Below are 25063 nucleotides of genomic sequence, written 5' to 3'. Positions count from 1 at the left end.
GGGACTTTCACCCTAGAGATGACGCCCATGCTGGGCGTACATAAAGAGCGAGCAGGCTGTGGTCAGCCTGCTCGCTTGCGTTCCGAAATCTATGAAAAAAAAGTTGTCCTCATCCGGTAATTATGGTAAATTTGAATGGCGAAAAATCGAAGTTCATTATATCATATTTTCTTACAGGTGTCAAGTGGGTTTGATGCCAATTACGGATGATGAGGTGGCGACCAGGAACAATGAACACACTTCCCTGTCAAGGCTGCCGAGGCTTGTGCTGCGGCCCGGTACCGGTAACCGAACAAGAATACAAGAGAATTAAGAAGAGCGTGAAAGCGATGCCCGATAAGAAACGGCAACAGCTGAAGGAGCAAGAGCGGTTCCCCGGCACCTGCATATTTTTCGATTTGGAACGGGACCGCTGCGGAATTTATGCGGCAAGACCCGAGGTTTGCAAAATGTTCGGCCTTTACCAAGGAATGGCTTGCTTCCGCAAACCGGAGGCGGCGGTAAAGCCGATGGAGCATCGGAGGCCGGAGAAGCCGGCGGGCATATTATCGATCGATTTTACGTGGAAGCATTTCGAATAAACGGGTTTCTTCAAGACGTCGCTGCAGTCGTGTCAATAGGCTGCGGGGCGTCTTATTTCATTCAATCTAGGTCTTTGTTCTCATTGATATGAATGGATATATTTTTTATTCTTTAGATGTATAGAGGAATATTTTTCCTAAATAAGGAGGTGATTTCGTCTTATAGCCGAAAGAGATAGCGCAACGTCGGGTGGAGTGAGCGAATCGTACTCAATGTAATAGGAGAGGAGTCTCACGAATGATGAAGAAAGCGTTGCTGGGCTTGCTTGCCGTTATACTCGTCCTGGCTGCCGCGCCTTCAGCGGCGCCTCGCGTAAACGCGAACGCTACGGCGGTTCCGTACGGCAGCTTTATTCAGCCTTATGTATCCTATCAATGGACGGTAGAGGATTGGAAGGAAGAACTGGGGTATTTAAAAGAAGTAGGGAACGAGCTGCTGATTCTGCAATGGACCGCCGATACGAGAAGCAAGCAGACGATTTACCCGACGTCCATTCCCGGATTGACGCAGGAAGGGAATTATGCGGGCGATCCTGTTGAAAACTTGCTCACGGCCGCCGATTCGTTAGGGATGCAAGTATGGCTCGGCACGAATGTGAACGACGATTGGTATCAGCATCATGCGCTGAACGAGCCATGGCTGGATGAATTGTTCCGTTACAGCGAGCTTATGGTTATGGAGCTTTGGGACAATTACGGCCGGCACGCCTCGTTGGCCGGGTTTTACTTCCCGAACGAGATGGAAAACTGCAGCTATCAGGATGACGTTTCGATTGCGAACTTGACGGAAAGGTACGCTTCCTTGGCCGATCTGGTCCACACCTACACGGGGACGACGCTGTCGCTGGCGCCGGCGATTTGGAACGAAAGAAATTGCGGGCAAACGTTCGAGCAAAACAGCGCGGCTTGGATTAAGACGTGGGACGGAATTCTCGGCGGCGCAAGCATCGACTATTTGATTCCTCAAGACGGATTGGGAGGCGCCTATCATACGACCGAAGAGGTCGTCGAATGGTTTCGGCTGACGAAGGAGGTTGTCGACAAGCATCCGGCTACGCGGCTTTGGGTCGATGTCGAGACGTTTCATACGATCAACACTTCTCCATGGGTGGCCGAACCGATGACGACGAAGGATATCGTCGATCATATGACACGGCTGAAGCCTTATGTCGATAACATCGTGACCTTCTCCTACGACCACTATCAAGCGCCGAAGCTGAGAAACAGCTCGATTTTCCATGAAGCGTTCAAGCATTATTACGAGACCGGCACCGTCGATCCTTCGGGCCCGGCGATACCTCTAGGGTTAGTTTCGCCGAAGCAAGGAACCGATATGATCTCGCTTGCGTGGGATGCTTCTCCCGATACGTTCTATTATATCATCTATCGCGACGGAGTCCCCGCAGGCAGAACGTATACTCCCGGATTCCAGGATTATTCGTTAACGTCGGGAACGACCTATACATACCAAGTGGCGGCATTCGGCGCATCGGGATACGGTTCCGCATTGTCGGAGAGTCTGCAAGTCACAACGGCGCCTTCCTCCGTAAACTTGGCGTTGCATAAGTCTTACACCGTTTCGTCGCCGGCGAGTCCCAGTTACCCGGATACGGACGGCAAGGAAATGACGAACGGAATTTACGGAGCCGATTATTTCTGGGACCCGCAATGGCAGGGGCGTTCGACGGAGGGGACGGCGCTTGTATATTCATACACGGTCGATCTCGGATCCAAGCAGCGAATCGACGGCATGTCCATCGATTTTTTCCAGGACCTCCAGTCGGCGATCAAGCTTCCGCAATCCGTCGAGTTTTTTGTGTCGGACGATAACGTGAACTTTAGGTCTCTCGGGAAGTCGCCGTTTCGCCTGCTGAATTTCGGCCCGGCGGCTCCGGATCTTGCATCCGCGCCTTATGGCTTGCTGTTGAACGAGCCCGTGGAGGCGCAGTACGTCAAGATGTTGATCACGTCGTCGACTTACGCATGGACGTTTACCGACGAACTGAAAATCGAGCAATATTCGCAGGTGAATCTGGCGTTGAACAAGACGTACGCGTCATCGACGGAAGCGCGCGCGCCTGTTCCGGATGCGGGCGGGACCGAGCTTACCGACGGCGCGGTTGCAACTGCGGATGCTTCGGATGAGGCGTGGCAGGGAAGAGTCGGAGTCGCCTCGTACTCGTTCGTCGTGGACCTCGGCTCGAAGCGTTCGATGCGCGAATTTGCGGCTTCGTTCTATAACGGCGAATGGGAGGCCGCCACGCTTCCGACTTCCGTATCCTACGCCGTTTCTGACGACGGGGCTGCATTTACCCCGGTCGGCACGTCGGCGGCACCGGCGGAAACGTACGAGAGCCGAAGCGTATATCGTCTGGAAAGCGGCGTGCCGGTTACCGGACGGTATGTGAAGGTGACGGTAGATACGCCGCGGCGGTGGTCGCTGATTGACGAATTATGGATTGTGCAATAGAAATCAATAAAGTGTAGTCATGAGGGATATGCTTGTGAGCATATCCCTCATGTCGTTAGAAGATTTCCCTTAATTCAGCGAACGCTCCGCTCGTATAAAGGCAATGAACCTTCTTGCCTCCTCAGGTGTTAATTCCCTCCCATCTACCGTCAACGTAAACTTTTCCAACAGTTTGTCGTCTGACAGCTCCAGGCTTTCCGTGAACTCTTTAACTACCGCGTCGGTTGTTTGATTGGGTTGCTCCTCACGTCCCACTAAATAATCTACCGAAACGTTAAAAAAATCGGCAAATTTGCGGAGTGTATCATAATCCGGTACTCGTCTATTATTCTCGTAATGGGACAAGGAAGCGCGGGTAATATCAAGCTGCTTAGCGAGCTCTCCTTGCGTCAGCTTCAGCTTTTCCCTCAAAGCAGATATCCGCTCTCCGCTAGTGTTCATAGTGGCTCCTTTCATAATTCTTTACTTTTCAACAATCTGAGGAAAAACGACAAAACTAAAAAAAATATACTTGACATGATACAAAGTGTATCATAGGATGAAGGAAGTGAAAATAAATGATACAAATAGTATCAAAGTACCATAAAAAGAATTCAGTATTCTAAAAATTGTGTGCCTTTGTTCCGGTACGCTTGCTCCATGTTCTGCCTCTCTAGCGACTACCTCTCGGCGCGAAGCATAACCAAACAATTTTAATCATACATCATTTTACATCAAAATGCACTGACGATTAGAAATAAGGAGGGCAGTGATGATTGACATCCATTGTCATATTTTGCCGGGGCTTGACGACGGTGCGGGCAACGAGCAGGAGGCTCTGGACATGGCCCGGCATGCAGTGGATCAAGGGATCCGCACGATCATTGCAACGCCTCATCACGCGGACGGTTTCTACCATAACGATTCGTACTTTGTGCATCATGCGGTCAGAAGCCTAAACGCCACGCTGCAAACTGCCGGCATTCCTCTCACCGTATTGGCCGGCCAAGAAATTAGAATGTACAGCAAATTTGTTGAGGATTACTTGGAAGGCAGATTGGTCCCTCTTTCCGGCAGCCAATACGTGTTGATCGAGATTTCACAGCATCAGCTGGCGGAACCGATCTTCGATCTGTTTTATGAAATGCAGGTCATGGGGCTGACGCCCGTCATCGCGCATCCGGAACGAAACGCCGCTTTTGTCAAGAAGCCGGATCTTTTATTCGATTTGGTAGAGCGAGGAGCGTTATGCCAGTTAACAGCGCATAGCATAACCGGTTATTTCGGCAAAAAGCTGCAAAAGCTTTCGTTCCGGTTATGCAAGCAGAACTTGATTCATTTTGTAGCATCGGATGCACATCATGCGGCAAGCAGAGGCTTTCAATTAAAAGAAGCCTATGAAATGATCCGTGATTCCCTAGGCAATCAGTACAGCAATTACTACATACATAATGCCGAGTGTTTGGTCGCAAACCGGTCGATCGAAAAAATGCAGCCGGTCAGACTGTCCGGAATTCATTTCTCCCGATTTTTTGCAATAAAGAGTTAATAAATAGTTGAGGTGGAATCAGCGTGTTGAAAAAGAAGGTCGCAGTATCAACTTTAGCAGCAAGTTTGGTATTAGGGAGCGTAGCGGCAGTGCCGCTGAACGGATGGAATACATCCGGGATATCGGGCTTGCGCTTCGCAGGCACAGCGTACGCTGCAGCGTTGCCGGGAGCAGCCGCTCCGTTTATTGCGAAGCTGCAAGAAATTCACGGCAAGCTTCTGGAGGATCCGGCGGACGCCGCCGACGTACGGGCTGCAAGAGACAAGTGGGTCCAAGTAGCAGGCCATCCCGAATTAATCCAAAACATTTGGTCGAAAATTTCGAGCAAGAAAAACGAGGCGTCGGATCCGGCCCAGTACGACATGGTTACGGAAGCTAAGATCGCCGAATTTATTTCGAAATTCGGAATCGTCTACGATTCCGATTTAAGCAAGCTGGAAGCGATCCGCACGAATGCGGATTACCGGAAGCTGATGAATCAACTGGCCCAGCTGGGCGGAGTGTCAGGCGGGTTGAACGAAATCGGCTTCAACGACATCATCGATTTTTACACGGCGGTTGAGAATAGCTTCAAAGGAAAGCTCCAATCGATGAACAGCGATGAACTATTAGCCATTGGCCTGAATCGATCCAAAGTTTCCACATTGATTAACGAATCGGTTGAAGAGGTGATGAGCGGCACAATCGGCCAATCCTTAACCTTCGCTAAAATTTTGAACGGGCTCGGCATTACCGCCGGAGATGTAATTTCCGCCAAGAACAGTCTGGGGGGATATACCGATCCGCAGCAAAAAGCGCGAGACGCATTTGCCATCGCTTATATTAAAACGCAAGCGCGGTTTTCATACGATGTTAGCGGCGACGGCCGGACGGTGACTCCAAAGCTGACGATTTTAGAGAAGCTTGTGCCGAACAGCGTGTTAACTTGGTCGATCGTTAGCGGGGAAAGCTCCAAGGTGACCGTCGATTCCAACGGCAATTTCATTCTTAAGAGCGGCAATACAACGGCATCGATTAGGGTCAAAGTGGAAACGAAGTTTATCGTGAAAAAAATATTGGAGCACGATGTAACCTTAACGGCCAACAGCGGTGGAGGCGTTACGCCGACCCCGACACCGACTTCGCCGTCGACTACAGCTCCGACTCCAACGCCGACTCAACCTAAAATAGAGCTTCCGACGATTCCTCCGGAAACCATCACGAATTTGCAAGGAAAAATAAGCGATCTGAAGAAACAATTCGAGCAAAACACGTCGGGGCTCTCGGAAGATCAGAAGGCTCATCTGGCGGAGAAAGCCGCAAGAGAGGCAAGAGATCTCGTTGCCGCCGAAATCCGAAAGCTTGCGACCGTCGATCTCTCCGGCTTAGTTAAAGAAGAGAACGGCAAGAAAGTGCTCAAGTTCAGCGAACAAGATAAGCAGCAATTTGTGGAATTGATGAAGACGATCCAGGAGCAGGCGAAAATGTTAAATGATATGCTGGCATCCATCGACCCGAGTATGAAACCTGCGGTTGTTGAGATGACATTGTATATCGGCGAAGGAGACGCCTCGGAATTGACGATTCCGAAGGATATGATGAGCGCTGCAGCGTCCTATGGGATCGGAAGAATAACCGGTGTCTTCAACGGAGTCGGTTTGTCCTTGGATACGTCAGGCGGGTTCACCGGCGATGTGTCGCTGTCCATTAGCAAGCTCGACCCTTCCGTTGCTTCCAACGCCACATCGTTTGCAATTGGCTCGGATGTATACGATTTGGAAGTGAGAGAGAACGGCGAACTGATCACCTCATTCAGCAAGCCTCTGCTGCTTCGGATGCCGGTGAAAAATCCGAACGGGTTCGATCAAGAACGGCTTGTTGCGGTCAAGATCGTAGACGGCAAACCGCAGGTTGTGGGCGGAATGTTCGACAGCAGCGGCGGATATGTTGAAGTAGAAAGGAACAGTCTGTCCACGTACGTTGTCATCGAAAATAAAGTGACGTTCGACGATGTCGGCTCGGTGGCGGCTTGGGCAGGCCGGGCGATCGAAGTAACGGCTGCGAAAGGCGTATTTAACGGACGGTCCGCAGGGCAATTCGCCCCTAATGAGAACGTGACTCGCGCCGAATTCGCAAAGATGCTTGTCGTAATGTTCCATTTGGAGGACGCCAAAGCTACTCATCGGTTCAAAGATGTAAATGATAGCGACTGGTTTACACCTTATGTTGCGGCTGCCGTTAAGGCCGGTGTCGTAACCGGCCGCTCCGCCGAAACGTTCGATCCGAATTCGCCGATCACTCGTGCGGAGATGGCGACAATGACGGCACGCGCCCTTAAGAGCGTTAAAGATTTCCATGACGCGAAGAACATTGACCAGACGTTGGGCGCGTTCCGAGATGCGGATAAAATTCCGAAGAGCCTCAAAGCGGGGGCGGCGCTCATGGTGAAGGAAGAACTGATGCAAGGAGTTCGCAGCGGGGTGTTCGATCCGAACAGCTATGCGACAAGAGCTCAAGCGGCCGTTCTCATGTACCGTGTATTGAACAGCAAATAATCATACGCGATGATCCTCCTCCTACCGGAGGAGGATCCCCTAATCGGGGCAATGGAGGTAACTGATGGAACTCGAATTAAAGGATTACGGCAGGATCCTTAAGAAATGGCTTTGGCTCATCGCTCTTGTCGTTATTGTTTCATGCACTGCCACAGCAATTGTAAGTTATTACTTTATGCAGCCCGTTTATCAAGCTTCGACGAAGATTATTGTGAACAAATCGGACGATAACGCCGGAATCATCCAGCAGTTAAATGTAAGTGAAATGAACGCAAATATCCTTTTAATTTCAACTTATAAAGAAATCATTAGAACAACCGCCATTATGGATAAGGTTGTAGAGCAGCATCCGGAGTTTAAGCTCACGGCTGAGAAACTCATAGACAAAGTAAAGGTGAGTTCCGTAAACAATACCCAGGTAATGACGATAACGGTTGAGGATTATTCGTACAAAAAGGCTGTGAATATTGCCAACGCGGTTTCTAAGGTATTTAAGCAATCCATTCCGACGATCATGAAAGTCGATAATGTGAAAATATTAAATGAAGCGAAAATGATAAAAAACCCGAAACCGGTAAAGCCGAATCCGGTTTTAAACATCATCATAAGTTTCGTCGCAGCATTCATGTTCTCGATAGGCGTCGTGTTTCTCATTGAATATTTGGACGATACGATCAAATCGGAAGAAGATATCGGGGCACTTCTCGGCGTCCCGACGTTAGCGGTAATCGCTGTAATGAAGCAAAAGGATATACATCCGAGAAAAGTGAAAGCTTCCGATCGGAAAGTAGGGGAGGTGCCGTATGCCACGGTCAATCATTGAACGTCCGTTGATCATGGATATTAACCCGAGATCTCCGATATCCGAGGCGTATAGGACGCTGCGAACGAATATCGAGTTCTCTTCCGTCGATCAAGAAATTAAGGCGATAATGATTACCTCTTCCCAACCGGAAGAAGGGAAAACGACGACAGCCGTGAATTTGGCCGCGGCATTTGCCCAGGTCGAGAAGAAAGTCGTTCTGGTAGATGCCGATCTTCGCAAACCGACGATTCATCGCATTTTTAATAAAGATAATCGTTACGGTTTAACGAATCTTCTTGCAAACCGTACAGTCCTCTCTGAAGTGGTAGCAGATACGCATATCGAAAACTTATCGGTTCTTACATCGGGACCGATACCGCCGAACCCGGCGGAGATGTTGGCTTCCAACCGCATGGCCCAACTCATTGTCGACTTAAAAGAGAAGTTCGACATTGTCATTATCGATACGCCGCCGTCGCTTGTGGTGGCTGACGCTCTGATTGTGGCCGCCAAGTGCGACGGAGTATTAATGGTTGTGAAAACAGGGAAAGTAAAGCGTCAAGCGGCTATGAAAGTAAAGACAGGATTAGATCATGTGAAAGCCAGATTGCTAGGTGTCGTACTAAACAACGTGAAGCGCAGAAAAACTGACGCCCAGTATTACTATTACGAAAGCAAGCAACAAGAAAGCAACTAATTTCGAGGGAACAACTTCGAAATGGAGCTTCATAGTCATATTTTATAGGAAATACCTATAATATTTTGTGATGTAATAGGTAATGTCTACTGTACCTTTATCACTGTAGGCACTCGGCCATGCTGTGGGTTCTCGTGACCTTAGACGTTGATCGTCGGTGGTGTGGCGTGAGGTGGGGTTTGATGCCCCGCAGCTTTTACAGCTGATGTTGATAAAAGCTCGAGATGTGGCGGTTTCTTGCGAAGCCGTTAGATCTGGAGATTTCATCTAAACTTTAAATTTTTATGAGTTTTATTTATAGGAGGTTATTTCGGTTGAAAAGGGTCAGAAAAGCAATCATACCAGCGGCCGGGTTAGGTACGAGATTTTTGCCGGCAACGAAGGCAATGCCCAAGGAGATGCTGCCGATCATCAACAAACCTACCATTCAGTACATCGTCGAGGAGGCGGTAGCGGCTGGAATTGAAGATATTATTATCGTCACCGGAAAGGGGAAGCGAGCGATTGAGGATCACTTTGACAACGCTTTCGAGCTTGAGACGAATTTGTTCGAAAAAGGGAAGCTGAAGCTTCTGGAGGAAGTACGGCGGCCTGCCTCCGTCGATATTCATTATATTCGCCAAAAGGAGCCGAAAGGATTAGGCCACGCCGTATGGTGCGCAAGAAGGTTTATTGGCGACGAGCCGTTCGCGGTGCTGTTGGGTGACGATATTGTCCATGCGGAGATACCGGCGCTGCAGCAATTGATGCGCCAGTATGAGCCGACAGGTAAGTCGGTCATCGGCGTGCAGCCGGTACCTGAGCAGGAAACGGTGCGTTATGGGATTATCGATCCGCTGAATAAGAACGGTCGCCTCTATCAGGTGAATAGTTTTGTTGAAAAGCCGGCCCCAGGGACTGCGCCTTCGAATCTGGCGATCATGGGTAGATACATATTGGATTCGGCTATATTTGAAATTCTTGCAACCCAAGAGCAAGGCGCAGGCGGCGAAATCCAGCTTACGGATGCAATTCAGAAGCTCAATGATCTGCAAGGCGTCAATGCATATCACTTCGAGGGGATTCGCTATGACGTTGGGGAGAAACTCGGATTTATTTTGACGACGCTTGATTTTGCGATGAGGGATGATGAGCTGCGCAGCGACTTGCTGCGGGCAATGGAATCTTATGTGTACCGGAATATAGTGCATAGGGAAATCGGGTAATCGAAGGAAGGGCAGGAGATATTTTCGATGAGTCTTCCTAGTGTTAAAGACAATGGAAATGCTATTGCGATAAGTCAGATCAATCAGTTGCCTGTAGAGACGAATCGAAGTCCGTACGCCGAGTACAGTTATTTATTTTCCAAGAGAGCAATTGATATTGTAGGATCTTTATTTGGTTTAATAATATTTTCTCCGATTCTTCTGGCACTTTCTATTATGATTATATTCTCAGACCTCGGCGGGCCAGTTTTTTTTTCTCAAAATCGTATAGGGCTAAAAGGAAAAATGTTCAAGATTTACAAGTTTCGTACTATGGTGTCAAACGCAGAAGAGAGGCTTTTATCTGATCCGGAACTATATAAAAAATATGTGGAAAACAATTATAAACTGGAGCCAAGTGAGGATCCACGAATAACGAAAATTGGCAGATTCCTTCGAAGAACGAGTCTCGATGAATTGCCGCAATTATTCAATGTATTAAAGGGCGAGATGAGCTTGGTCGGGCCAAGGCCAGTAGTGCGTGAAGAACTAGAGGAGTACAAGGAAAAGACTTCCCAATTTCTTTCTGTAAAACCCGGAATAACAGGGTATTGGCAAGTGTGCGGTAGGAGCGGGGTAGGTTATCCGGAGCGAGTAGATTTAGAAATATTTTATGTATCTAATCAGTCTTTCATCTTTGATATTAAAATAATTTTGAAAACAATTATTCAGGTGATAAAACGTCAAGGTGCTTATTAAAACTTATATCGGAGGATAAGATGTTTCTCTTACTTTATCTAGTGCCTTTTGGAGTTTATTTTTTAAAAAGGGGTCTTATTCTTCCAGTACTGGCAGCTTCAGTTGTATTTACTGTAAATCTATATATTTATAAACAATATGATGTACCTTTTCCAGCTTATCTCTTCGTTTGCGTCGTACTGATCTTTCTCAATAAAGGAAAAATAATCACTAATAAATTTCATTATTTTTTCTTTTTATATTTAGTATCCGTACTCGTTGTTAGCTTTTTTACTTATGATCCATTCAAAGTTCTTTCCACTTTTATTTTATTTTTTGTTTTTCCTTTATTTTATTTTGCGATCAATCGTAATTTTATTGCTGAAGTAAGTATCAAAGCCATAATTTGGATAATTTTAGCGGCGATTCTGTTTGATATTTTAATGTCGGTCTTTCTTTATAGCAGCAATAACGGACGAGCGATATTAAATTTTCATCCGATCGGAGCGGGTCTTATAATTCCAATTATTCCATTATTTATTTTAGTATTAAACAGATTAAAGAAGCATAAATTATATGTGTTGTTTTTTTTCCTGATAATTTCACTCACTATTATCAGCGTTTTGCTTTCCGGCACTAGAGGCTACATGATGGTTTATTTTTCTGTAATATCAGTTCTTGGGCTGACCATTTACCTGAAAAAAAGAAACATGCTTTTAAGATTTTCTGCAATGGCATTTATATTTAGTTTTTGCCTATTTGTAATATGGGTTAACTATGGATACATTACTGCTTCGATAAGTGAGCTGCTACGTCTTGAAGAATCATTGGGAAGAAGAAGTTTTGAAAATGCATACGTTGCACAACTTCTATCTCAGAGCAGTATCTCAAATCAAATGTTTGGTTATGGGTTTGGTGCAAGGGCTCAAAGTATAATACCAGTAAATGACTTTATATTTAATTTTGATACAACTCCGTATATGTATAGTAAAACAAATGACGTTACTGGATTTCACAATGTATGGCTGACTGTTCTTTTCTCACTTGGTTATTTTGGAATTGTTATGTATTTATCTTTCTTTGTTTTTTTAGTTGTTCAAGTGTTTAAAACAAAATTTAATACAATTTATAAATTTGCACTTCTTATTTATGTTGTTTCTCTTGCACTTTGCTTTATTTATAGAGAGACGCTTTTTAGAGGGTGCCTTGAAATGTTGATTTTAGCCTGGGTAATAAACCAAGGGGTAAATTTTGATAACGAAAAAAATATTAAAATAAGCACATAATATTTGAACTGGAGAAGGATACATTATGAAAATTGTTTTAATATCCTTAACTGATGCTCCTTCATTAAGAAAACATGCTGTTCATCTTGCGGAAGAGCTAATGGATTCGCATCAAGTTCACTTATTCGGGAATCATCTTTATAAAAAAAATCAAGAGCAAGACAATTATATGTTATACAATTTTTGCAAAACTAAAAGACCGTTAATTGAAATAAGAACTTTCGATCTTCTCAATCTTTTTAGAATTATCAAAAGGATTAACGAAATCAATCCCGATATTATTCATTTCACTTCTACTCATCATCCATGGCACAACGTTATTGCGATGTTATTCAAAAAAAAGATAAAAATAATATATTCAATACACGATCCGATTACTCAACCAGGCGAGAAGGTAACAAAAATTCAACAAGCAAATGTTAATTTAATTATTAATCGTTTATCTGATCATCTTGTTGTTTTCGGAAAAGGCCATAAAAACATGCTTGAGCAAAAAAAAGTCTATAATGTGAGCAATATAAGGCTTGGTGAGTTTAAGCAACACGCAACTAAACCATATGAAATTAATCCGGAAGGTTTTGTTTTATTATATGGCAGAATAAGAAGATATAAGGGTATACCGTATTTTATTAAAACGGCGGAATATGTTTATAAAAGAAATAAAAATATAAAGTTTGTTTTAGCAGGTTCAGGGGATATTTCTAAGTACTATAATGGTCCTTTGGATCTCCCCAATTTGGTAATTATGAACCGATTTATTGAGGATGATGAGATTAGAGATCTTATTATTAATTCAAAAGTTGTTTTATTGCCTTATACATTCGCTTCACAAAGCGGGGTAATTCCAGAAGTGTATTCTTATGGGAGGCCCGTGATCACCACAGATGTAGGTTGTCTGTCGGAAATGGTGGAACATGGGGTCACAGGTTATTTAGTTCAACCGGAAGACTATATTTCTATGGGAGAAAGGATATTAGAGATTTATCGGAATGACGAAAAATTAAATAATCTGGCTGATGCAAGTCTAAGTAAGTATTCCCGTGAGTATACACCGAAGCAAATGGCAAAAGAGTTAATGCATATATATACAAACGTGCTTGGCAGCTAAAAACTAAATATTAATCTGGAGGCTTGATGAACCATGGTATATAAAATTATAAAATCAATTAAAGAATTACTGGGGGTATTACTGAAAAAAGAAATTGTATTAGTTTATACAATGGGAAAGGTCGGGACAACTACAATCGAAGCAACGTTAGAAGCTCATAGTGTTTCTCCGGTCATTCATATTCACCAACTAAATTTTAAAAGGGAAAATGATAGAAAGAAAAAATCTTTATATGATATCAAGTCGTACATCATTTCACTTTTTCTAAAAATGGCTAGAAAGAATAAAAAAATAAAAATAATAACAGTTGTTCGAGATCCCATACAAAGGAATATGTCGTCGTTTTTTCAAATAATCGACAAACATGACCGCGACATACTTAATAAAGGAAACAATGACGTAAATTTTTTAATTCGTCATTTCTTTGAGAACTACATGCATGACTATCCATTGACATGGTTTGATAAAGAATTAAAAGCGGTGTTTGGTTATGATGTTTATAATTCTAACTTCGATAAAGAGAAGGGTTACATAATTAGCAAGGCTGATAATGTTGAGATCTTAGTATTTAAAATGGAGAAAATTAAAGAAATAGGTATTGAGGCTTTAAATAAATTTATGAATCTTAAGATTAGTGTCCTTGTGAATAGAAATGAAGCCAATGAAAAGCAATATCATGACCTATATAAGGATTTTAAGAGCAAGATTATTTTCGAAAAAGATTTCGTTGATAAAATATACAATTCAAAATTTACCAAACACTTTTATTCTGATAAAGAGATTGAAGAAAATGTACTAAAGCTGAAAATATCATGAATAAAGATAATAACCATGTGTCCTCCTTGAAGTGCCAAACTAAATTGGCACTTTTTTAGTGGTTCCATGCTCTTGATATTGACTCTTGTTATTTGGAGGCACTTTCATGTTAGGTCAGTTTATTTACGCAGCATTCATTAAAATTTTTGGGGCACTGTCGGAAGTGATCTTTAACGGTTTTATAGCAAGAAAATTGGGAAGCGAAATATATGGAGAATTAACCTTTGTGGTAAGTTTCGGGTCATTACTGTTTTTTGTTTTATTTGGAGGGAAAATTAAGCATTCGGTTAAATACACATCTTTAGGGTTTGATTTAAATAATTTTAATAAAAAATATCTCTTTTTCTATGCAATTCCAACATCTGTATTATTGTTAGGTTTCGGTTATATTAGCGATGATGGGAATATAATTTATATTGCTGTTTTCTCCTTGTTGATGTTCTTATTTATGGACTTAAACGCTGTCTTGTATGGGATCGAAAAGACGATATACGCTTTGCTTGCAGAATATATTGTGTTTAGAATATCGATTTTAATAATAGTGATGGCCGGATTTTTTATATTTAAGAAGTTCGATTTAATGTTTATCCTTGCAACTTATTTTTTGGGATTTTTATTAAGTATTGCTTTTCAATTGGCAGTCAAAAAAAAATGGAAGGATCTTAAAGCACAAAATTACCATAAAGAAAGACCAGTCTATACAGAATTGTTTACATTCCAGCTCATTGAAATTTCATCCAATATATATACTAATATTCCGAAAGTTCTACAATATATATTCTTTGGGGCCATACAAGCCGGCTATCTGAATATAGCTTTGTTAGTTAGACAAATGCTTTTTTTCTTTGCAGGACCGACAAATAAACTCTTTTTTTCCCATTTCGTTAAATATTCTAGTATCGGCGATAATCAAAAATTAAGTGAAACGTACAAGAATGCAACAAGGTGGCAAATGTTCCTTATTATGCCTGCCTTTTTGATGATAGTTAGTTACCCGGAAATTGTTATTTTGATTTTTGGGGAAGATTACATCAATGCTTCAATTGTAATAGTAATAACAGCTATTGCAACATTTTTTGATGTAGTTGCCGGACCTAATAGCAATTTTCTGCAAATGGTAAAAAAAGAAAAATTGGAATTCAAAAATTTAATTTTCTCCCTATTCTTATTTTTGATAATGACCCTTCTGTTGCATTCTTTAAATGCTGGGGCACTGATACTGCCAATAACGCTTTTAATTACAACAATATCAGTCAATGCTTTAAGATTGTTGCAAATAAAAAAGCACTTTAATTTCTACCCATATTCCTTTAAAGAATTGCTTTATATTCTTTTTTGGTCAATCGCACTTTTCCTAGTTTATCAAATTGTTTATTTGTTAGTCATAGCAGTATTTATAAAATACTTACTAATAATGTTAATAGCCGGGGTATCGATTGTTTTACAGTTTGTCTTTTCGCCAAATATGACCGATAAGAACTATATGTTAAGCAGGTTAAATAAGGTGAGAAGAATATTCCTGAGTTCAAGGGTCAAAGCAAATTTATAAATATAACGTATGGGATTTTTTTGCTGCAGGAGGTATTAAGTTGAAAAGAGCGGTATTAGTTACGGGTATACATAGGTCCGGAACAACTTTCATTGGAAAAGTATTAAGTTTCGACAAAAGGACAGCTTATATCCAAGAACCATTTAATAGTGAATGTGGCCTTAGGGTGTTTGAACGGGAATTTGAATATGTAACAATACGTAATAGAAAAAAAGAAATATATGACAAAGTGTTTTCGAACATTTTAAGTTTAAAAACCGCTAACTATAAAATAACGCCATTTAAGACCCCTAAAGGAAAAGTACCGGTTAAAAATCGTTTTGAAGTAATAAAATTTTTAATAAAAAACTTTAGTATGAAGATTTTACCGATAAGTATATTTAAGCTGCTATTTAAATCAAGAGGGCAATTTCTGTTCTATTTAGCAAAATTCAATCCGAGTATAAAAAGATTGTTAATTAAAGATCCTATCGCATGTTTATCCAGTAAATATCTTCATGAGACTTTTAACATGGAGATAATTGTAACGATAAGGCATCCCTTGGGTTTTGTTTCTAGTCTAAAAAGATTAGGATGGAACTTTAATTTCCGTAATCTTTTGGATCAACATGACTTGTTAAAAGATCATTTAGAAGAATTTGAAGAAGAATTAGCGAGAATAAATCATTATAAAAACGCATCCATTATAGAACAAGGAACGTTACTTTGGCTATGTATATATAAGATCTTATTCAGATACGCAGAGGAGCATGAAAATATTATTATCGTAAAGCACGAAGACCTAAGTAACCAGCCTGTTGAAACTTTTAGAATGTTGTATGAAAAACTCGGAATGAACTTTAATGAAAAAATTGAAAGAAAAATAATAAAGTTAACAAACGAAAACAATCCGGTAAAAGCAAAAAACAATCAAACTCACCAACTAAGAAGAGATAGCAAAAAATTAGTTAAGGAATGGAAGAATAGATTAACAGTCGAGGAGATTAACCATATAAAATCTAAAACTTATGAGTTAAGCAAAAAATATTATGATGACCAAACGTGGGAAGTCGATTGAATTTAGCTCTAAATTGTGAGGATGAAAGATAATGACTAATGCTGTGATAACTGAGCCTGCTAAATTACTTAAGGGAGGTAATAAAATGACTCTGTTAACGGAGCTTAAACCGTTTGATCTTCATTTACATACTTACGCATCGGACGGAATCTATTCGCCCGCCGAAATGGTACGTAAAGCAAGTGAAGCTGGAATTAAAACCATAGCAATTACTGATCATGATACCCTTGCTGGAATAGAAGAAGCACAAAGAACAGGAGAAAAATTTGGGGTGCGAGTAATCCCGGGAGTCGAATTAAGTACCAAATACGATGGGAAAAGTGTAGACATTCTCGGCTATAATGTTTCTGCCAACGATACTCTTAATGATGTGCTAATCGGATTGCGCGATGGCAGAGAGGATCGGGCTCTTCGAATCATAAAGAAATTCACTGAAATCAAAATGCCGATTACAATGGATGATATCAGAGAATTTAGCCAAGGCGGCGTAATAGCACGCCCTCATATTGCCAAGGCAATCGTAAAAAAGGGCTATATATCCGACTATCAATCGGTTTTTGATAACTATCTTGCGGATGGGAAGCCATGCGCAATTGAAAAAGTAATTATTTCCCCTCAAGAAGGAATAGACCTTATCCACCAGTCAGGTGGAATCGCCGTGCTGGCCCATCCCATTTTAACAGGTGATGATGACTTTATTAGAGAATTGCTAAGCAATTTTAATTTTGATGGCATCGAAGTATGGCATAGAAAGCAAACGAAAGAAGATAACGAACGTTATAAAAAAATGGCTAAAGAGTTTGATTTGATTATGACAGGTGGTTCCGACTTTCACAACGACGAACATCAGCTTGGAGTTTTTGGATTCGAAAAAATGGAGGAATGTGTAGGATGAATACAAATATTCAAGAAAAGGTAAGTTCAACGATTGAACCGCACGGAGGACATTTGATAAACAGGGTGCCCCAAGGTTATGAACGTCAACGGTTGCTGGAGTTGGCCAAACATCTGCCTTTCGTGCAATTAACGCCGTGGAGTTTATCCGATCTTGAGTTAATCGCAATAGGCGCATTCAGTCCTCTAACCGGATTTATGGAGGAGAAAGATTATCTTTGCGTTGTTAAAGAAATGCGGTTATCAAATCGGACCGTTTGGAGTTTGCCGATCACCTTGCCTGTGACGATAGAAGAGGCCGATACGCTGAATATCGGGCAGGAGGTTGCACTCGTCGACTGCAACGATAACATTTACGGAATCATGCTTCTCACTGACAAATATGCTTACGATAAAGAGTTTGAAGCAATGAACGTTTACGGCACAACAGACCCGGCTCATCCCGGAGTACAAAAAGTGTTTGAAAAAGGCGAAGTTTATTTAGCGGGTCCTGTGTATATGTTGAATCGGCCATCGCATCATCCTTTCGATGATTACTACATGGATCCTGCAGAAACAAGAAAGATGTTTTCGAAGCTAGGGTGGAGATCCGTTGTCGGCTTTCAAACAAGAAATCCCGTTCACCGCGCGCATGAATATATTCAAAAAACAGCAATGGAAATCGTCGATGGTTTGCTGCTGAACCCGCTTGTAGGAGAAACGAAATCGGACGATATTCCAGCTGAAATTCGTATGGAAAGCTACCAAGTTCTTCTTAAAAATTACTATCCGCAAGACCGCACAAGATTGGTGATATTTCCTGCGGCTATGCGTTACGCAGGACCAAGGGAGGCAATTTTTCACGCATTAGTTCGGAAAAATTATGGCTGTACACATTTTATTGTAGGTAGGGATCATGCCGGTGTAGGCAATTACTATGGTACATACGACGCCCAAAAGATCTTTAGCAACTTTACTAAAGAAGAACTTGGGATTACACCTCTGTTTTTTGAGCATAGTTTTTATTGCACGAAATGCGGTAACATGGCTTCTACAAAAACATGTCCTCATGGTATGGAGGATAGATTAGTATTAAGCGGTACGAAAGTAAGGGAAATGTTACGGAGCGGTAAAGTCCCCCCGGCTGAATTTACAAGGCCAGAAGTCGCCGAAGTGTTGATCCGGGGAATGAGAGATGAATAGAAATTTAAGACCTGCCTAATTAGGCGGGTCTTTTATTATGAAAATTAGAGGAGCGGGATATATGGAATTGAAAGCGACAAATATTGTTTGGCATGAAACAAATATTACGAAAGCTGACAGACAACTTAAAAACTTACATAAAAGCTGCGTGTTATGGTTTACGGGACTTTCCGGTGCCGGAAAATCTACCTTAGCTAACGCGGTCGAAAAAGAGCTTTACAACCATAACATTAGGTCGTATGTGTTAGACGGAGATAATATTAGACATGGATTAAACAAAAACTTAGGTTTTGGTCCCGAAGATCGGAAAGAGAACATCCGCAGAATCGGCGAAGTGGCAAAGTTGTTTGTTGACGCGGGGCTTTTTGCAATTACGGCTTTTATCTCTCCATTCAGGGAAGACAGAGAGCTGGCCAGAAATATGGTTGATCAGCATGAGTTTATAGAGATATACGTAAAATGTTCACTTGAAGAGTGTGAGAGACGTGACCCGAAAGGCTTATATAAAAAAGCAAGAGAAGGAAAAATCAAAGAATTCACGGGAATTTCCTCCCCATATGAGCCGCCGGTAAGTCCCGAGCTCATCATTGAGTCCGATAAGCAGCCGTTAAGCTATTCTGTACAGATGGTTATGAATTTTTTGGAAGAAAACGGTTATTTGGAAACGGGCACGAATCAACCGGAAAAACTGTTGCTGAAAAAAGTGCAAAACGTTTAACCGCAGTTGAGGATATCGAATGGATATTACTATATCGATTATCGGTCTGTTAGTCGGATTTCTTGTCGGATTAACCGGTGTGGGCGGTGCCGCTCTTCTTACGCCTGTGCTTATCATTATCGGGATTCAACCGACAATCGCTGTCGGCACGGATTTATTTTACAATTCGGTTACAAAACTTTTCGGAGTGTTTCAACATTGGCGGCAAAAAACAATTCAATGGAAACTTGTCCTGTATCTTGGAATCGGCAGCATTCCTGGGGCAGCGGTTGCCGTAGGTCTCCTAAAAATCTTTAAAGTTTTTTTCGACAGTCAAGAACATGTTATTCGAACGGCTCTTGGAATCATGTTGGTTATTGTGGCTTCCTCGATTTTAGTGAAGCAATTCATTAAGCGAGGAACCCTAGGAAACTATTGGCGGAATAAATCTTTAGAAGAAAAGAAATGGGTTGTGATTGGCATAGGCGTTATGCTTGGGTTTATGGTCGGCTTGACATCAATCGGATCCGGATCATTGTTTGCCTTGGCAATCATTTATTTATTCCGGATGCGTTCTTCCGAAGTGGTAGGTACCGATATCGCTCACGCATTTTTTCTTGTTACAGTCGCAGGTTTTCTGCACGCGACTCTTGGCCATGTGAACTACGCTCTAGCATTTAATTTGCTCATCGGTTCCATTCCTGGTGTTCTCTTGGGAAGTACTTTAAGCGCCAAAGTTCCTTCAAGACCGCTTCGCACGGTTATGGCAGCGCTCATACTCATAAGCGGCATTAAACTTATATAGCGGTAAAGCAATTTGCGTATAGGAGTGATCGCGTGAAACTTGTACTACTCTCCGGAGGGTCAGGCAAACGGTTATGGCCTCTTTCGAATGATTGCCGTTCCAAACAATTTTTAAAAGTACTGACTTCCCCTGATAATGAACCGGAATCAATGGTACAGCGTGTGTGGCGTCAATTGAGGATGGCAGGTTTACTAAATAATTCATACATTGCAACGGGTTCGGGACAAGTTGACATCTTGCAAAGTCAACTAGGATTCGATGTTCCGACGATCATCGAACCCGAAAGGCGTGATACGTATCCGGCCATCGCGTTAGCTGCAACGTATTTGTACTCCATTTTGGGTGTAAGCCTAAATGAAGTGATTGCGATCCTCCCTGTAGATCCTTACGTGGAGGATCGTTTTTTTGAAAAGATTAAACAGTTGAAGTCGGTGGTATACGGTTCCGGCGCTGATTTGGCGCTGGTAGGCGTAAAACCGACATACCCATCGGAGAAATACGGATACATCGTACCCCAACATTTTGAGGTGGATCGTCAACAAGAACCGTATATTGAAGTTAGCCACTTCACTGAAAAACCCCGCGAAGACAAAGCGATGGAACTGATTGAGCAACAAGCGCTTTGGAACTGCGGGGTTTTTGCGTTTAAACTCGATTTCCTAATTAATCATCTAATCAGTCAAGGGCTGCCGATTCAATATGAAGAAATGCTGAAGCAATACACACGATTGCCCAAGATTAGCTTCGATTATGCTGTAGTTGAGAAATCGGAACGGATTGTGGCTTTACCTTATAACGGCTATTGGAAGGATCTTGGGACATGGAACACATTAACGGACGAAATGACGAATCACCATATCGGTAAAGGTATTATTGCTAATGATTGCAATAATACTTATTTAATAAATGAATTGGAAATTCCCGTGACGGTTATCGGATTATCCAATGTGATAATTGCAAGTAGCCCTGACGGAATACTGGTTTCTGACAGGGATGCGAGCCCTAGAATAAAGGAAGTCAATAAGCAAATCGAGCAACGTCCGATGTATGAGGAACGCCGGTGGGGTTGGTATAAAGTGCTTGATTACAGTAAGATCCACCATGGCGGAGAAGTTCTAACTAAAAGAATCTGCATTTATGCGGGAAAAAATTTAAGTTACCAATATCATGTGAAACGAAATGAAGTATGGACGATCATTTCAGGTTCGGGCGAGTTGATGTTGGATGAAAAGCTGTATCCTGTAAAGATGGGAGATGTTTTACACATTCCAGCCGGCGCCAGACATAGTATACGAGCTGATGAAGATCTTGAGTTAATAGAAGTTCAACAAGGAAGCGAATTGGTTGAAGATGATATTGTCCGATTAGAAACTTCTTGGGAAGAAATTATGCGGAAATTAGCGACATCCTACTAATACAATATAATTGAAGGTTTTCCAGCCGTGGCGGGCATCAATTTTGCCCGCTCTCAATTTAATACAAAGACGTATGTGCTTGTCGGGGAGTTGATTCATTGTTTTGCCAAATAAAAAATACAATTCTAAATGGGCGATTAGCTATAGGGGGAAAAACTACCTATTTATATACGGGAAAAAGAAGGCGTATGACCTGCTCATTCGTTTAAACTCATCTCTTATAGGTCTCATGGTTGTGCGGGTAGAACATCGGGAAGAAAAAAATAGCAAGGAAAAGTCAAAGTACTACCGATTTTGGCGGGCCAAAAATAAAGAGAAGGTGAAAGAATACAATCGCAGGAACTATTTGAAGCGCAAAATTATCCAAAGGAATGGGAGAAATAATGACAAAACAAAAACGTAAACCGAACGGTAACAGGAGAAAAAGGGTTTTGAAATGGATTGGATGGACAAGTTTAGCGGTTTTCATATTATTATTAGGCGGAGCAGGGTACGTCTACTATACAATAAAATCGGCTAAATTGTCAGATATTGTGGAACGGCAGCAAGGCAAAGAGAATACTACGGAAGATGCTCCCTCAATTATTAAAGGAACGATCGATAAAGCAAGCCGTATAGCGGGAAAGCCGGTTGACGCTCAAGATGCGCTGGATGCCGCTTCGATCCTGCTTAATTCCGGTCTAAGCTTCCGAGAAATATCTTATCTAACAGGTCAATCTGAAACTAAGATGTCCGTAGAAGAGAAACAGGAAATACGTGACCTTCTATTAGAGAAATTGTCTGAAGATGAGATTTCGGCGTTGAGATCCATTACTACAAAATACGGTAAAAACTTAGTTATTCTTAATCCCGACTATCCGATTGAGCTTGTTGGGGTGTCAGATCCCAAAGAAAGAGAAAAAATAAAGAAAGAGTTGGCCGAGAAGGGACAAAACGTCGCAGAGCCGGTGTCCGGCACTCCTAACGAGGACGAAGAAGCGCCTGCAAGCGCAGAACCCGCTGGAACCGATGAACAAACCAAACAAAAAACGGAGATCCTCGCCAAATACCAGGACCGCTTAACGGCTTTGCACAACAGCTGCAAGGCCAAGGTGGATCGCCTAACCGACGAAGTCATCGAAGCGATCGACCAAGCGAATCGGGAAAACAAACCGCTGACCCCCAAAGTAATCGACGAAAAGCTGCAAAATAAAATTATTGAGGCGGAAACGGCTTGCGACGGTTCTTTCCAAGAGATTGTCGACCAGGCGAAAAAGGAGCTTGCCGATGAAAAGCTGAAGGGACAAAAGGAACTCGCGGCATGGAAGAAACAGTACGAAAAGAAAAAAAGCGAAGCAAGGACTAACGCGTTCAACCGGATCATGAACCACAGCTGAAAGGACATTTATGAGAAAACAACGTGTAAAATACATGAGCATACTTTTCATTCTGCCGGTCCTTCTATGGATCGGCATCATCTTTTATTTCTCTTCGCAGCCTTACCAGGAACAAACATTGATCCCTTTCCTCTCAACGCGCCTGTCGGAGAAAAGCGTCAAACAATCATTGCCGGACATAACGATCCATTATCAAACGATCCATATCAGAGCGAAAGAAGAGCCTTATCGCTTCCTGGAATTTTTAATAAGGAAATCGGCGCACATATTCACGTACGCGACACTGGCTTTCCTGGCTGCAATCGCGTTGCTGCCTTACAAAGAAAAATGGATCTGGAAAGTTCTCATTATTCTTTTGTTCGTAGCGTTGATTGCCATGCTGGACGAGTGGAATCAATCCGCGTCCTCCGGACGCATGGGAACGATCCTGGACGTAGGAGTAGACTTGACGGGAGCTTGCATCGGACTGGCAGTCGGTTTGCTCATTACTAAAAACATCAGTCATAAAATAAAGTTTTAAAAATAATAGTACAGGGAGAATACGAAATGTAATGAACAAATACATGTATTGTATTTGCTGCAAAAAATTAATGAACAACGAGGATGGCGGCAAATGCTTCAAAACCGGTTATTATAAGTACTCGTACCGCCTGGGAACATGCAGGGAATGCGGTGAAAAATGCGCGGAATCCGCGGCAGCATACACGGATGAGCAGAAGCAGCCGAGCTGAGAGCTTATCGGTTTCCCATCTAGTGCCGAATGGGGGGAAGTATGAAGCCAATGAGTGCCAAAGGCGAAAGATTCAAAAGCCATGTGAAAAAGCAGATCGTCCCGCTCAAAAATAACTTGTACATCAATCCGGACGATCCGCTGTACTACGAAAAAATTATTCAGTACATGGATCGGAAATCCCCGGAGGCACACTACAACATCGCGCTTAAATATATGAAAATGAACAATAAGCAAAAGGCGTCTTACCATTTTATAGAGTGCATGCGAACGGATTCACCTTACTACTACAAGGCGAAGTCGGAGTTGAGACGACTGCAGTCTGAGCAGACCGCCTCCGCGCCGAATTCGGGGCATATTTCGCCGTCCGATCGGAAGGCGGCACTCATCATTATGTCCGTCGCATTACTGGTTTCGATTATCGCATTGCTGTTCATGTTGTTCGACACACCGATCCGCACCCTACTTATCAAACAACTGCCGTCTTCGGTCGATATGGACGTCGTGTACGAAACCACCGATAAACCTTTTTTGATTTATATCCCTTACGATACGCCTGCCCCGGAAGTCGAGAAACTGCTCTACGCTAAAGCGCTTGCCCTCGGTTCCGATAACCCGAAGTTACATATTCAACTTTACGGCTTGTACTCGTCATCGAATGTAGCTTCTGCGGAACCCTTGCCCCTAAAAAACCAAGCCCTCAAAAAGAAAGCGTTCGTCCTCGCCGAATATCATGCGGACACCGACTCGAGCGTCAAAATTCGATTTATGGATCAAAATGCCGCCGGGAATCCGCAAATAGACCACCTCGCACCTTATATTCAACTTGGAGCAAACATAGTGAGAACGGCCCTTTTACAATATAAAAACGATCACGGGGAGCTCCCGGACCAAGTTCAGGAGCTCCTGGACGATTTTCCGGCCAATTATTTGAGCTTCATTCCTATGGAGCCGATTACCGGTAACTCCGGTGTTATCTATTCATATGACGGAACGGGCGGCTGGGTATACGAACCGAGTGCAGCGCAAATCGCCGACGTATTCCGCCCGAATTTGCCTGAGCAAGTTCCTTATTATCCGATTGAAATTGTAGTGGATAAGAGTGAGCATTCTTTATATTTAGTTAACGGGTCCTACATCGCAAGCGAGAAGAAAGTAGGTTTAGGCCGCAATAACAGCACACCGGACGGCGAATTTTCGATTGATACGCGCGTCCTCGATCCGGAAGGCAAAAAGCCGGGGGTATACGGAAAGGCAGGTCTTGCTTTCGGCAACTTCGCTCTGCATGGGACGGGGGATCCAAGTTCGGTAGGAGAAAACCGGTCCTTGGGATGCGTGCGCTTGCTTAACGAGGACGTCGCGGAACTATTCCCGCTGGTGCCGAAAGGAACATTGGTTCACATTTCGGAAAAACAGTCGAATATACCCGAGACGTACGGCATATTATCTCATATTAGTGCGATCCAACCGGTAGTGTTGCCGAATCATAAAGAAAGGGCCGAACTTTATAAGTTTTCCTGGTTAGGTTGAGAATAGTTAGAAAATATTGGTTTATTCGACAAGGAGCACCAAAAGCTCCTATGAATTTTTGATTAACGCTTACATGTTCCG

22 protein-coding genes are annotated in these 25063 nt (G+C 42.8%); 21 read left to right on the top strand and 1 reads right to left on the bottom strand.

Annotated elements, in window-relative coordinates:
- The first annotated feature begins 230 nt into the window (after nucleotides 1-230).
- On the top strand, nucleotides 231-581 hold the full coding sequence (locus PT964_RS15785) for a YkgJ family cysteine cluster protein (RefSeq protein WP_274364325.1): 351 nt from the start codon (nucleotides 231-233) through the stop codon (nucleotides 579-581).
- Nucleotides 582-819: 238 nt separating this feature from the next.
- Nucleotides 820-3051: a DUF4434 domain-containing protein gene (locus PT964_RS15780; RefSeq protein WP_274364324.1), complete on the top strand. Its 2232-nt coding sequence runs from the start codon at nucleotides 820-822 to the stop codon at nucleotides 3049-3051.
- Nucleotides 3052-3120: 69 nt separating this feature from the next.
- Here PT964_RS15780 and PT964_RS15775 read toward each other — a convergent pair whose 3' ends face one another.
- Nucleotides 3121-3492 carry a helix-turn-helix domain-containing protein gene (locus tag PT964_RS15775; RefSeq protein ID WP_274364323.1) on the bottom strand — a complete coding sequence of 124 codons (372 nt, stop codon included), beginning with the start codon at nucleotides 3490-3492 and terminating at the stop codon, nucleotides 3121-3123.
- Between the two features lie 310 nt (nucleotides 3493-3802).
- Here PT964_RS15775 and PT964_RS15770 point away from each other — a divergent pair, with 310 nt between their 5' ends.
- From PT964_RS15770 to PT964_RS15680, 19 genes are all read left to right on the top strand, one after another.
- Nucleotides 3803-4579: a tyrosine-protein phosphatase gene (locus PT964_RS15770; RefSeq protein ID WP_274364322.1), complete on the top strand. Its 777-nt coding sequence runs from the start codon at nucleotides 3803-3805 to the stop codon at nucleotides 4577-4579.
- Between the two features lie 89 nt (nucleotides 4580-4668).
- On the top strand, nucleotides 4669-7113 hold the full coding sequence (locus PT964_RS15765; RefSeq protein WP_274364321.1) for an S-layer homology domain-containing protein: 2445 nt from the start codon (nucleotides 4669-4671) through the stop codon (nucleotides 7111-7113).
- A 64-nt stretch (nucleotides 7114-7177) separates the two neighbouring features.
- Nucleotides 7178-7936, top strand: a complete 759-nt coding sequence (locus PT964_RS15760; protein WP_274364320.1) for a YveK family protein — start codon at nucleotides 7178-7180, stop codon at nucleotides 7934-7936.
- Nucleotides 7917-8615 (top strand): CpsD/CapB family tyrosine-protein kinase, encoded by a 699-nt coding sequence (locus PT964_RS15755; RefSeq protein ID WP_274364319.1) that lies wholly within the window; start codon nucleotides 7917-7919, stop codon nucleotides 8613-8615. The genes PT964_RS15760 and PT964_RS15755 overlap by 20 nt, the downstream gene beginning before the upstream one ends.
- A gap of 314 nt (nucleotides 8616-8929) precedes the next feature.
- Complete coding sequence (gene galU / locus PT964_RS15750) at nucleotides 8930-9820, top strand: UTP--glucose-1-phosphate uridylyltransferase GalU (protein WP_274364318.1); 891 nt, start codon at nucleotides 8930-8932, stop codon at nucleotides 9818-9820.
- 27 nt (nucleotides 9821-9847) lie between these two features.
- Nucleotides 9848-10558, top strand: a complete 711-nt coding sequence (locus PT964_RS15745) for a sugar transferase (RefSeq protein ID WP_274364317.1) — start codon at nucleotides 9848-9850, stop codon at nucleotides 10556-10558.
- Nucleotides 10559-10578: 20 nt separating this feature from the next.
- On the top strand, nucleotides 10579-11823 hold the full coding sequence (locus PT964_RS15740; protein ID WP_274364316.1) for an O-antigen ligase family protein: 1245 nt from the start codon (nucleotides 10579-10581) through the stop codon (nucleotides 11821-11823).
- Nucleotides 11824-11848: 25 nt separating this feature from the next.
- The gene (locus PT964_RS15735) at nucleotides 11849-12931 is read left to right on the top strand and encodes a glycosyltransferase family 4 protein (RefSeq protein ID WP_274364315.1); all 1083 of its coding nucleotides are present in this window, start codon (nucleotides 11849-11851) and stop codon (nucleotides 12929-12931) included.
- Nucleotides 12932-12964: 33 nt separating this feature from the next.
- Nucleotides 12965-13747 carry a putative capsular polysaccharide synthesis family protein gene (locus PT964_RS15730; RefSeq protein ID WP_274364314.1) on the top strand — a complete coding sequence of 261 codons (783 nt, stop codon included), beginning with the start codon at nucleotides 12965-12967 and terminating at the stop codon, nucleotides 13745-13747.
- Between the two features lie 106 nt (nucleotides 13748-13853).
- Entirely contained in the window at nucleotides 13854-15296 is a 1443-nt protein-coding gene (locus tag PT964_RS15725) for an MATE family efflux transporter (RefSeq protein WP_274364313.1), read from the top strand.
- Nucleotides 15297-15336: 40 nt separating this feature from the next.
- Entirely contained in the window at nucleotides 15337-16353 is a 1017-nt protein-coding gene (locus PT964_RS15720) for a sulfotransferase (RefSeq protein ID WP_274364312.1), read from the top strand.
- Nucleotides 16354-16384: 31 nt separating this feature from the next.
- Nucleotides 16385-17248, top strand: a complete 864-nt coding sequence (locus tag PT964_RS15715; RefSeq protein ID WP_274364311.1) for a PHP domain-containing protein — start codon at nucleotides 16385-16387, stop codon at nucleotides 17246-17248.
- Complete coding sequence (gene sat / locus PT964_RS15710; RefSeq protein ID WP_274364310.1) at nucleotides 17245-18429, top strand: sulfate adenylyltransferase; 1185 nt, start codon at nucleotides 17245-17247, stop codon at nucleotides 18427-18429. The genes PT964_RS15715 and sat overlap by 4 nt, the downstream gene beginning before the upstream one ends.
- 61 nt (nucleotides 18430-18490) lie before the next feature.
- The gene (gene cysC / locus PT964_RS15705) at nucleotides 18491-19147 is read left to right on the top strand and encodes an adenylyl-sulfate kinase (RefSeq protein WP_274364309.1); all 657 of its coding nucleotides are present in this window, start codon (nucleotides 18491-18493) and stop codon (nucleotides 19145-19147) included.
- A 19-nt stretch (nucleotides 19148-19166) separates the two neighbouring features.
- Nucleotides 19167-19931, top strand: a complete 765-nt coding sequence (locus PT964_RS15700) for a sulfite exporter TauE/SafE family protein (RefSeq protein WP_274364308.1) — start codon at nucleotides 19167-19169, stop codon at nucleotides 19929-19931.
- 32 nt (nucleotides 19932-19963) lie between these two features.
- Nucleotides 19964-21346, top strand: coding sequence for a sugar phosphate nucleotidyltransferase (locus tag PT964_RS15695; RefSeq protein WP_274364307.1), 1383 nt, complete (start codon nucleotides 19964-19966; stop codon nucleotides 21344-21346).
- 431 nt (nucleotides 21347-21777) lie between these two features.
- Complete coding sequence (locus PT964_RS15690; protein ID WP_274364306.1) at nucleotides 21778-22722, top strand: hypothetical protein; 945 nt, start codon at nucleotides 21778-21780, stop codon at nucleotides 22720-22722.
- Between the two features lie 10 nt (nucleotides 22723-22732).
- Nucleotides 22733-23242, top strand: coding sequence for a VanZ family protein (locus PT964_RS15685; RefSeq protein WP_274364305.1), 510 nt, complete (start codon nucleotides 22733-22735; stop codon nucleotides 23240-23242).
- A gap of 252 nt (nucleotides 23243-23494) precedes the next feature.
- Nucleotides 23495-24982, top strand: a complete 1488-nt coding sequence (locus PT964_RS15680; RefSeq protein WP_274364304.1) for a L,D-transpeptidase — start codon at nucleotides 23495-23497, stop codon at nucleotides 24980-24982.
- The last annotated feature ends 81 nt before the right edge of the window (nucleotides 24983-25063 follow it).

This window comes from Paenibacillus thermotolerans, from assembly GCF_028745515.1.
Classification (GTDB): domain Bacteria; phylum Bacillota; class Bacilli; order Paenibacillales; family YIM-B00363; genus Paenibacillus_AE; species Paenibacillus_AE thermotolerans.
The sequence above is the reverse complement of the archived record's forward strand: the minus strand, read 5'-3'. Positions and strand labels throughout refer to the sequence as shown.

Excerpts from the sequence above, each read along its gene's own strand:
- PT964_RS15785 (WP_274364325.1), top strand. The coding sequence starts at position 231 with ATGAACACACTTCCCTGTCAAGGCTGCCGAGGCTTGTGCTGCGGCCCG.
- PT964_RS15780 (WP_274364324.1), top strand. The coding sequence starts at position 820 with ATGATGAAGAAAGCGTTGCTGGGCTTGCTTGCCGTTATACTCGTCCTG.
- PT964_RS15775 (WP_274364323.1), bottom strand. The coding sequence starts at position 3,492 with ATGAACACTAGCGGAGAGCGGATATCTGCTTTGAGGGAAAAGCTGAAG.
- PT964_RS15770 (WP_274364322.1), top strand. The coding sequence starts at position 3,803 with ATGATTGACATCCATTGTCATATTTTGCCGGGGCTTGACGACGGTGCG.
- PT964_RS15760 (WP_274364320.1), top strand. The coding sequence starts at position 7,178 with ATGGAACTCGAATTAAAGGATTACGGCAGGATCCTTAAGAAATGGCTT.
- PT964_RS15755 (WP_274364319.1), top strand. The coding sequence starts at position 7,917 with ATGCCACGGTCAATCATTGAACGTCCGTTGATCATGGATATTAACCCG.
- PT964_RS15745 (WP_274364317.1), top strand. The coding sequence starts at position 9,848 with ATGAGTCTTCCTAGTGTTAAAGACAATGGAAATGCTATTGCGATAAGT.
- PT964_RS15740 (WP_274364316.1), top strand. The coding sequence starts at position 10,579 with ATGTTTCTCTTACTTTATCTAGTGCCTTTTGGAGTTTATTTTTTAAAA.
- PT964_RS15735 (WP_274364315.1), top strand. The coding sequence starts at position 11,849 with ATGAAAATTGTTTTAATATCCTTAACTGATGCTCCTTCATTAAGAAAA.
- PT964_RS15730 (WP_274364314.1), top strand. The coding sequence starts at position 12,965 with ATGGTATATAAAATTATAAAATCAATTAAAGAATTACTGGGGGTATTA.
- PT964_RS15725 (WP_274364313.1), top strand. The coding sequence starts at position 13,854 with ATGTTAGGTCAGTTTATTTACGCAGCATTCATTAAAATTTTTGGGGCA.
- PT964_RS15715 (WP_274364311.1), top strand. The coding sequence starts at position 16,385 with ATGACTAATGCTGTGATAACTGAGCCTGCTAAATTACTTAAGGGAGGT.
- sat (WP_274364310.1), top strand. The coding sequence starts at position 17,245 with ATGAATACAAATATTCAAGAAAAGGTAAGTTCAACGATTGAACCGCAC.
- cysC (WP_274364309.1), top strand. The coding sequence starts at position 18,491 with ATGGAATTGAAAGCGACAAATATTGTTTGGCATGAAACAAATATTACG.
- PT964_RS15700 (WP_274364308.1), top strand. The coding sequence starts at position 19,167 with ATGGATATTACTATATCGATTATCGGTCTGTTAGTCGGATTTCTTGTC.
- PT964_RS15685 (WP_274364305.1), top strand. The coding sequence starts at position 22,733 with ATGAGAAAACAACGTGTAAAATACATGAGCATACTTTTCATTCTGCCG.
- PT964_RS15680 (WP_274364304.1), top strand. The coding sequence starts at position 23,495 with ATGAAGCCAATGAGTGCCAAAGGCGAAAGATTCAAAAGCCATGTGAAA.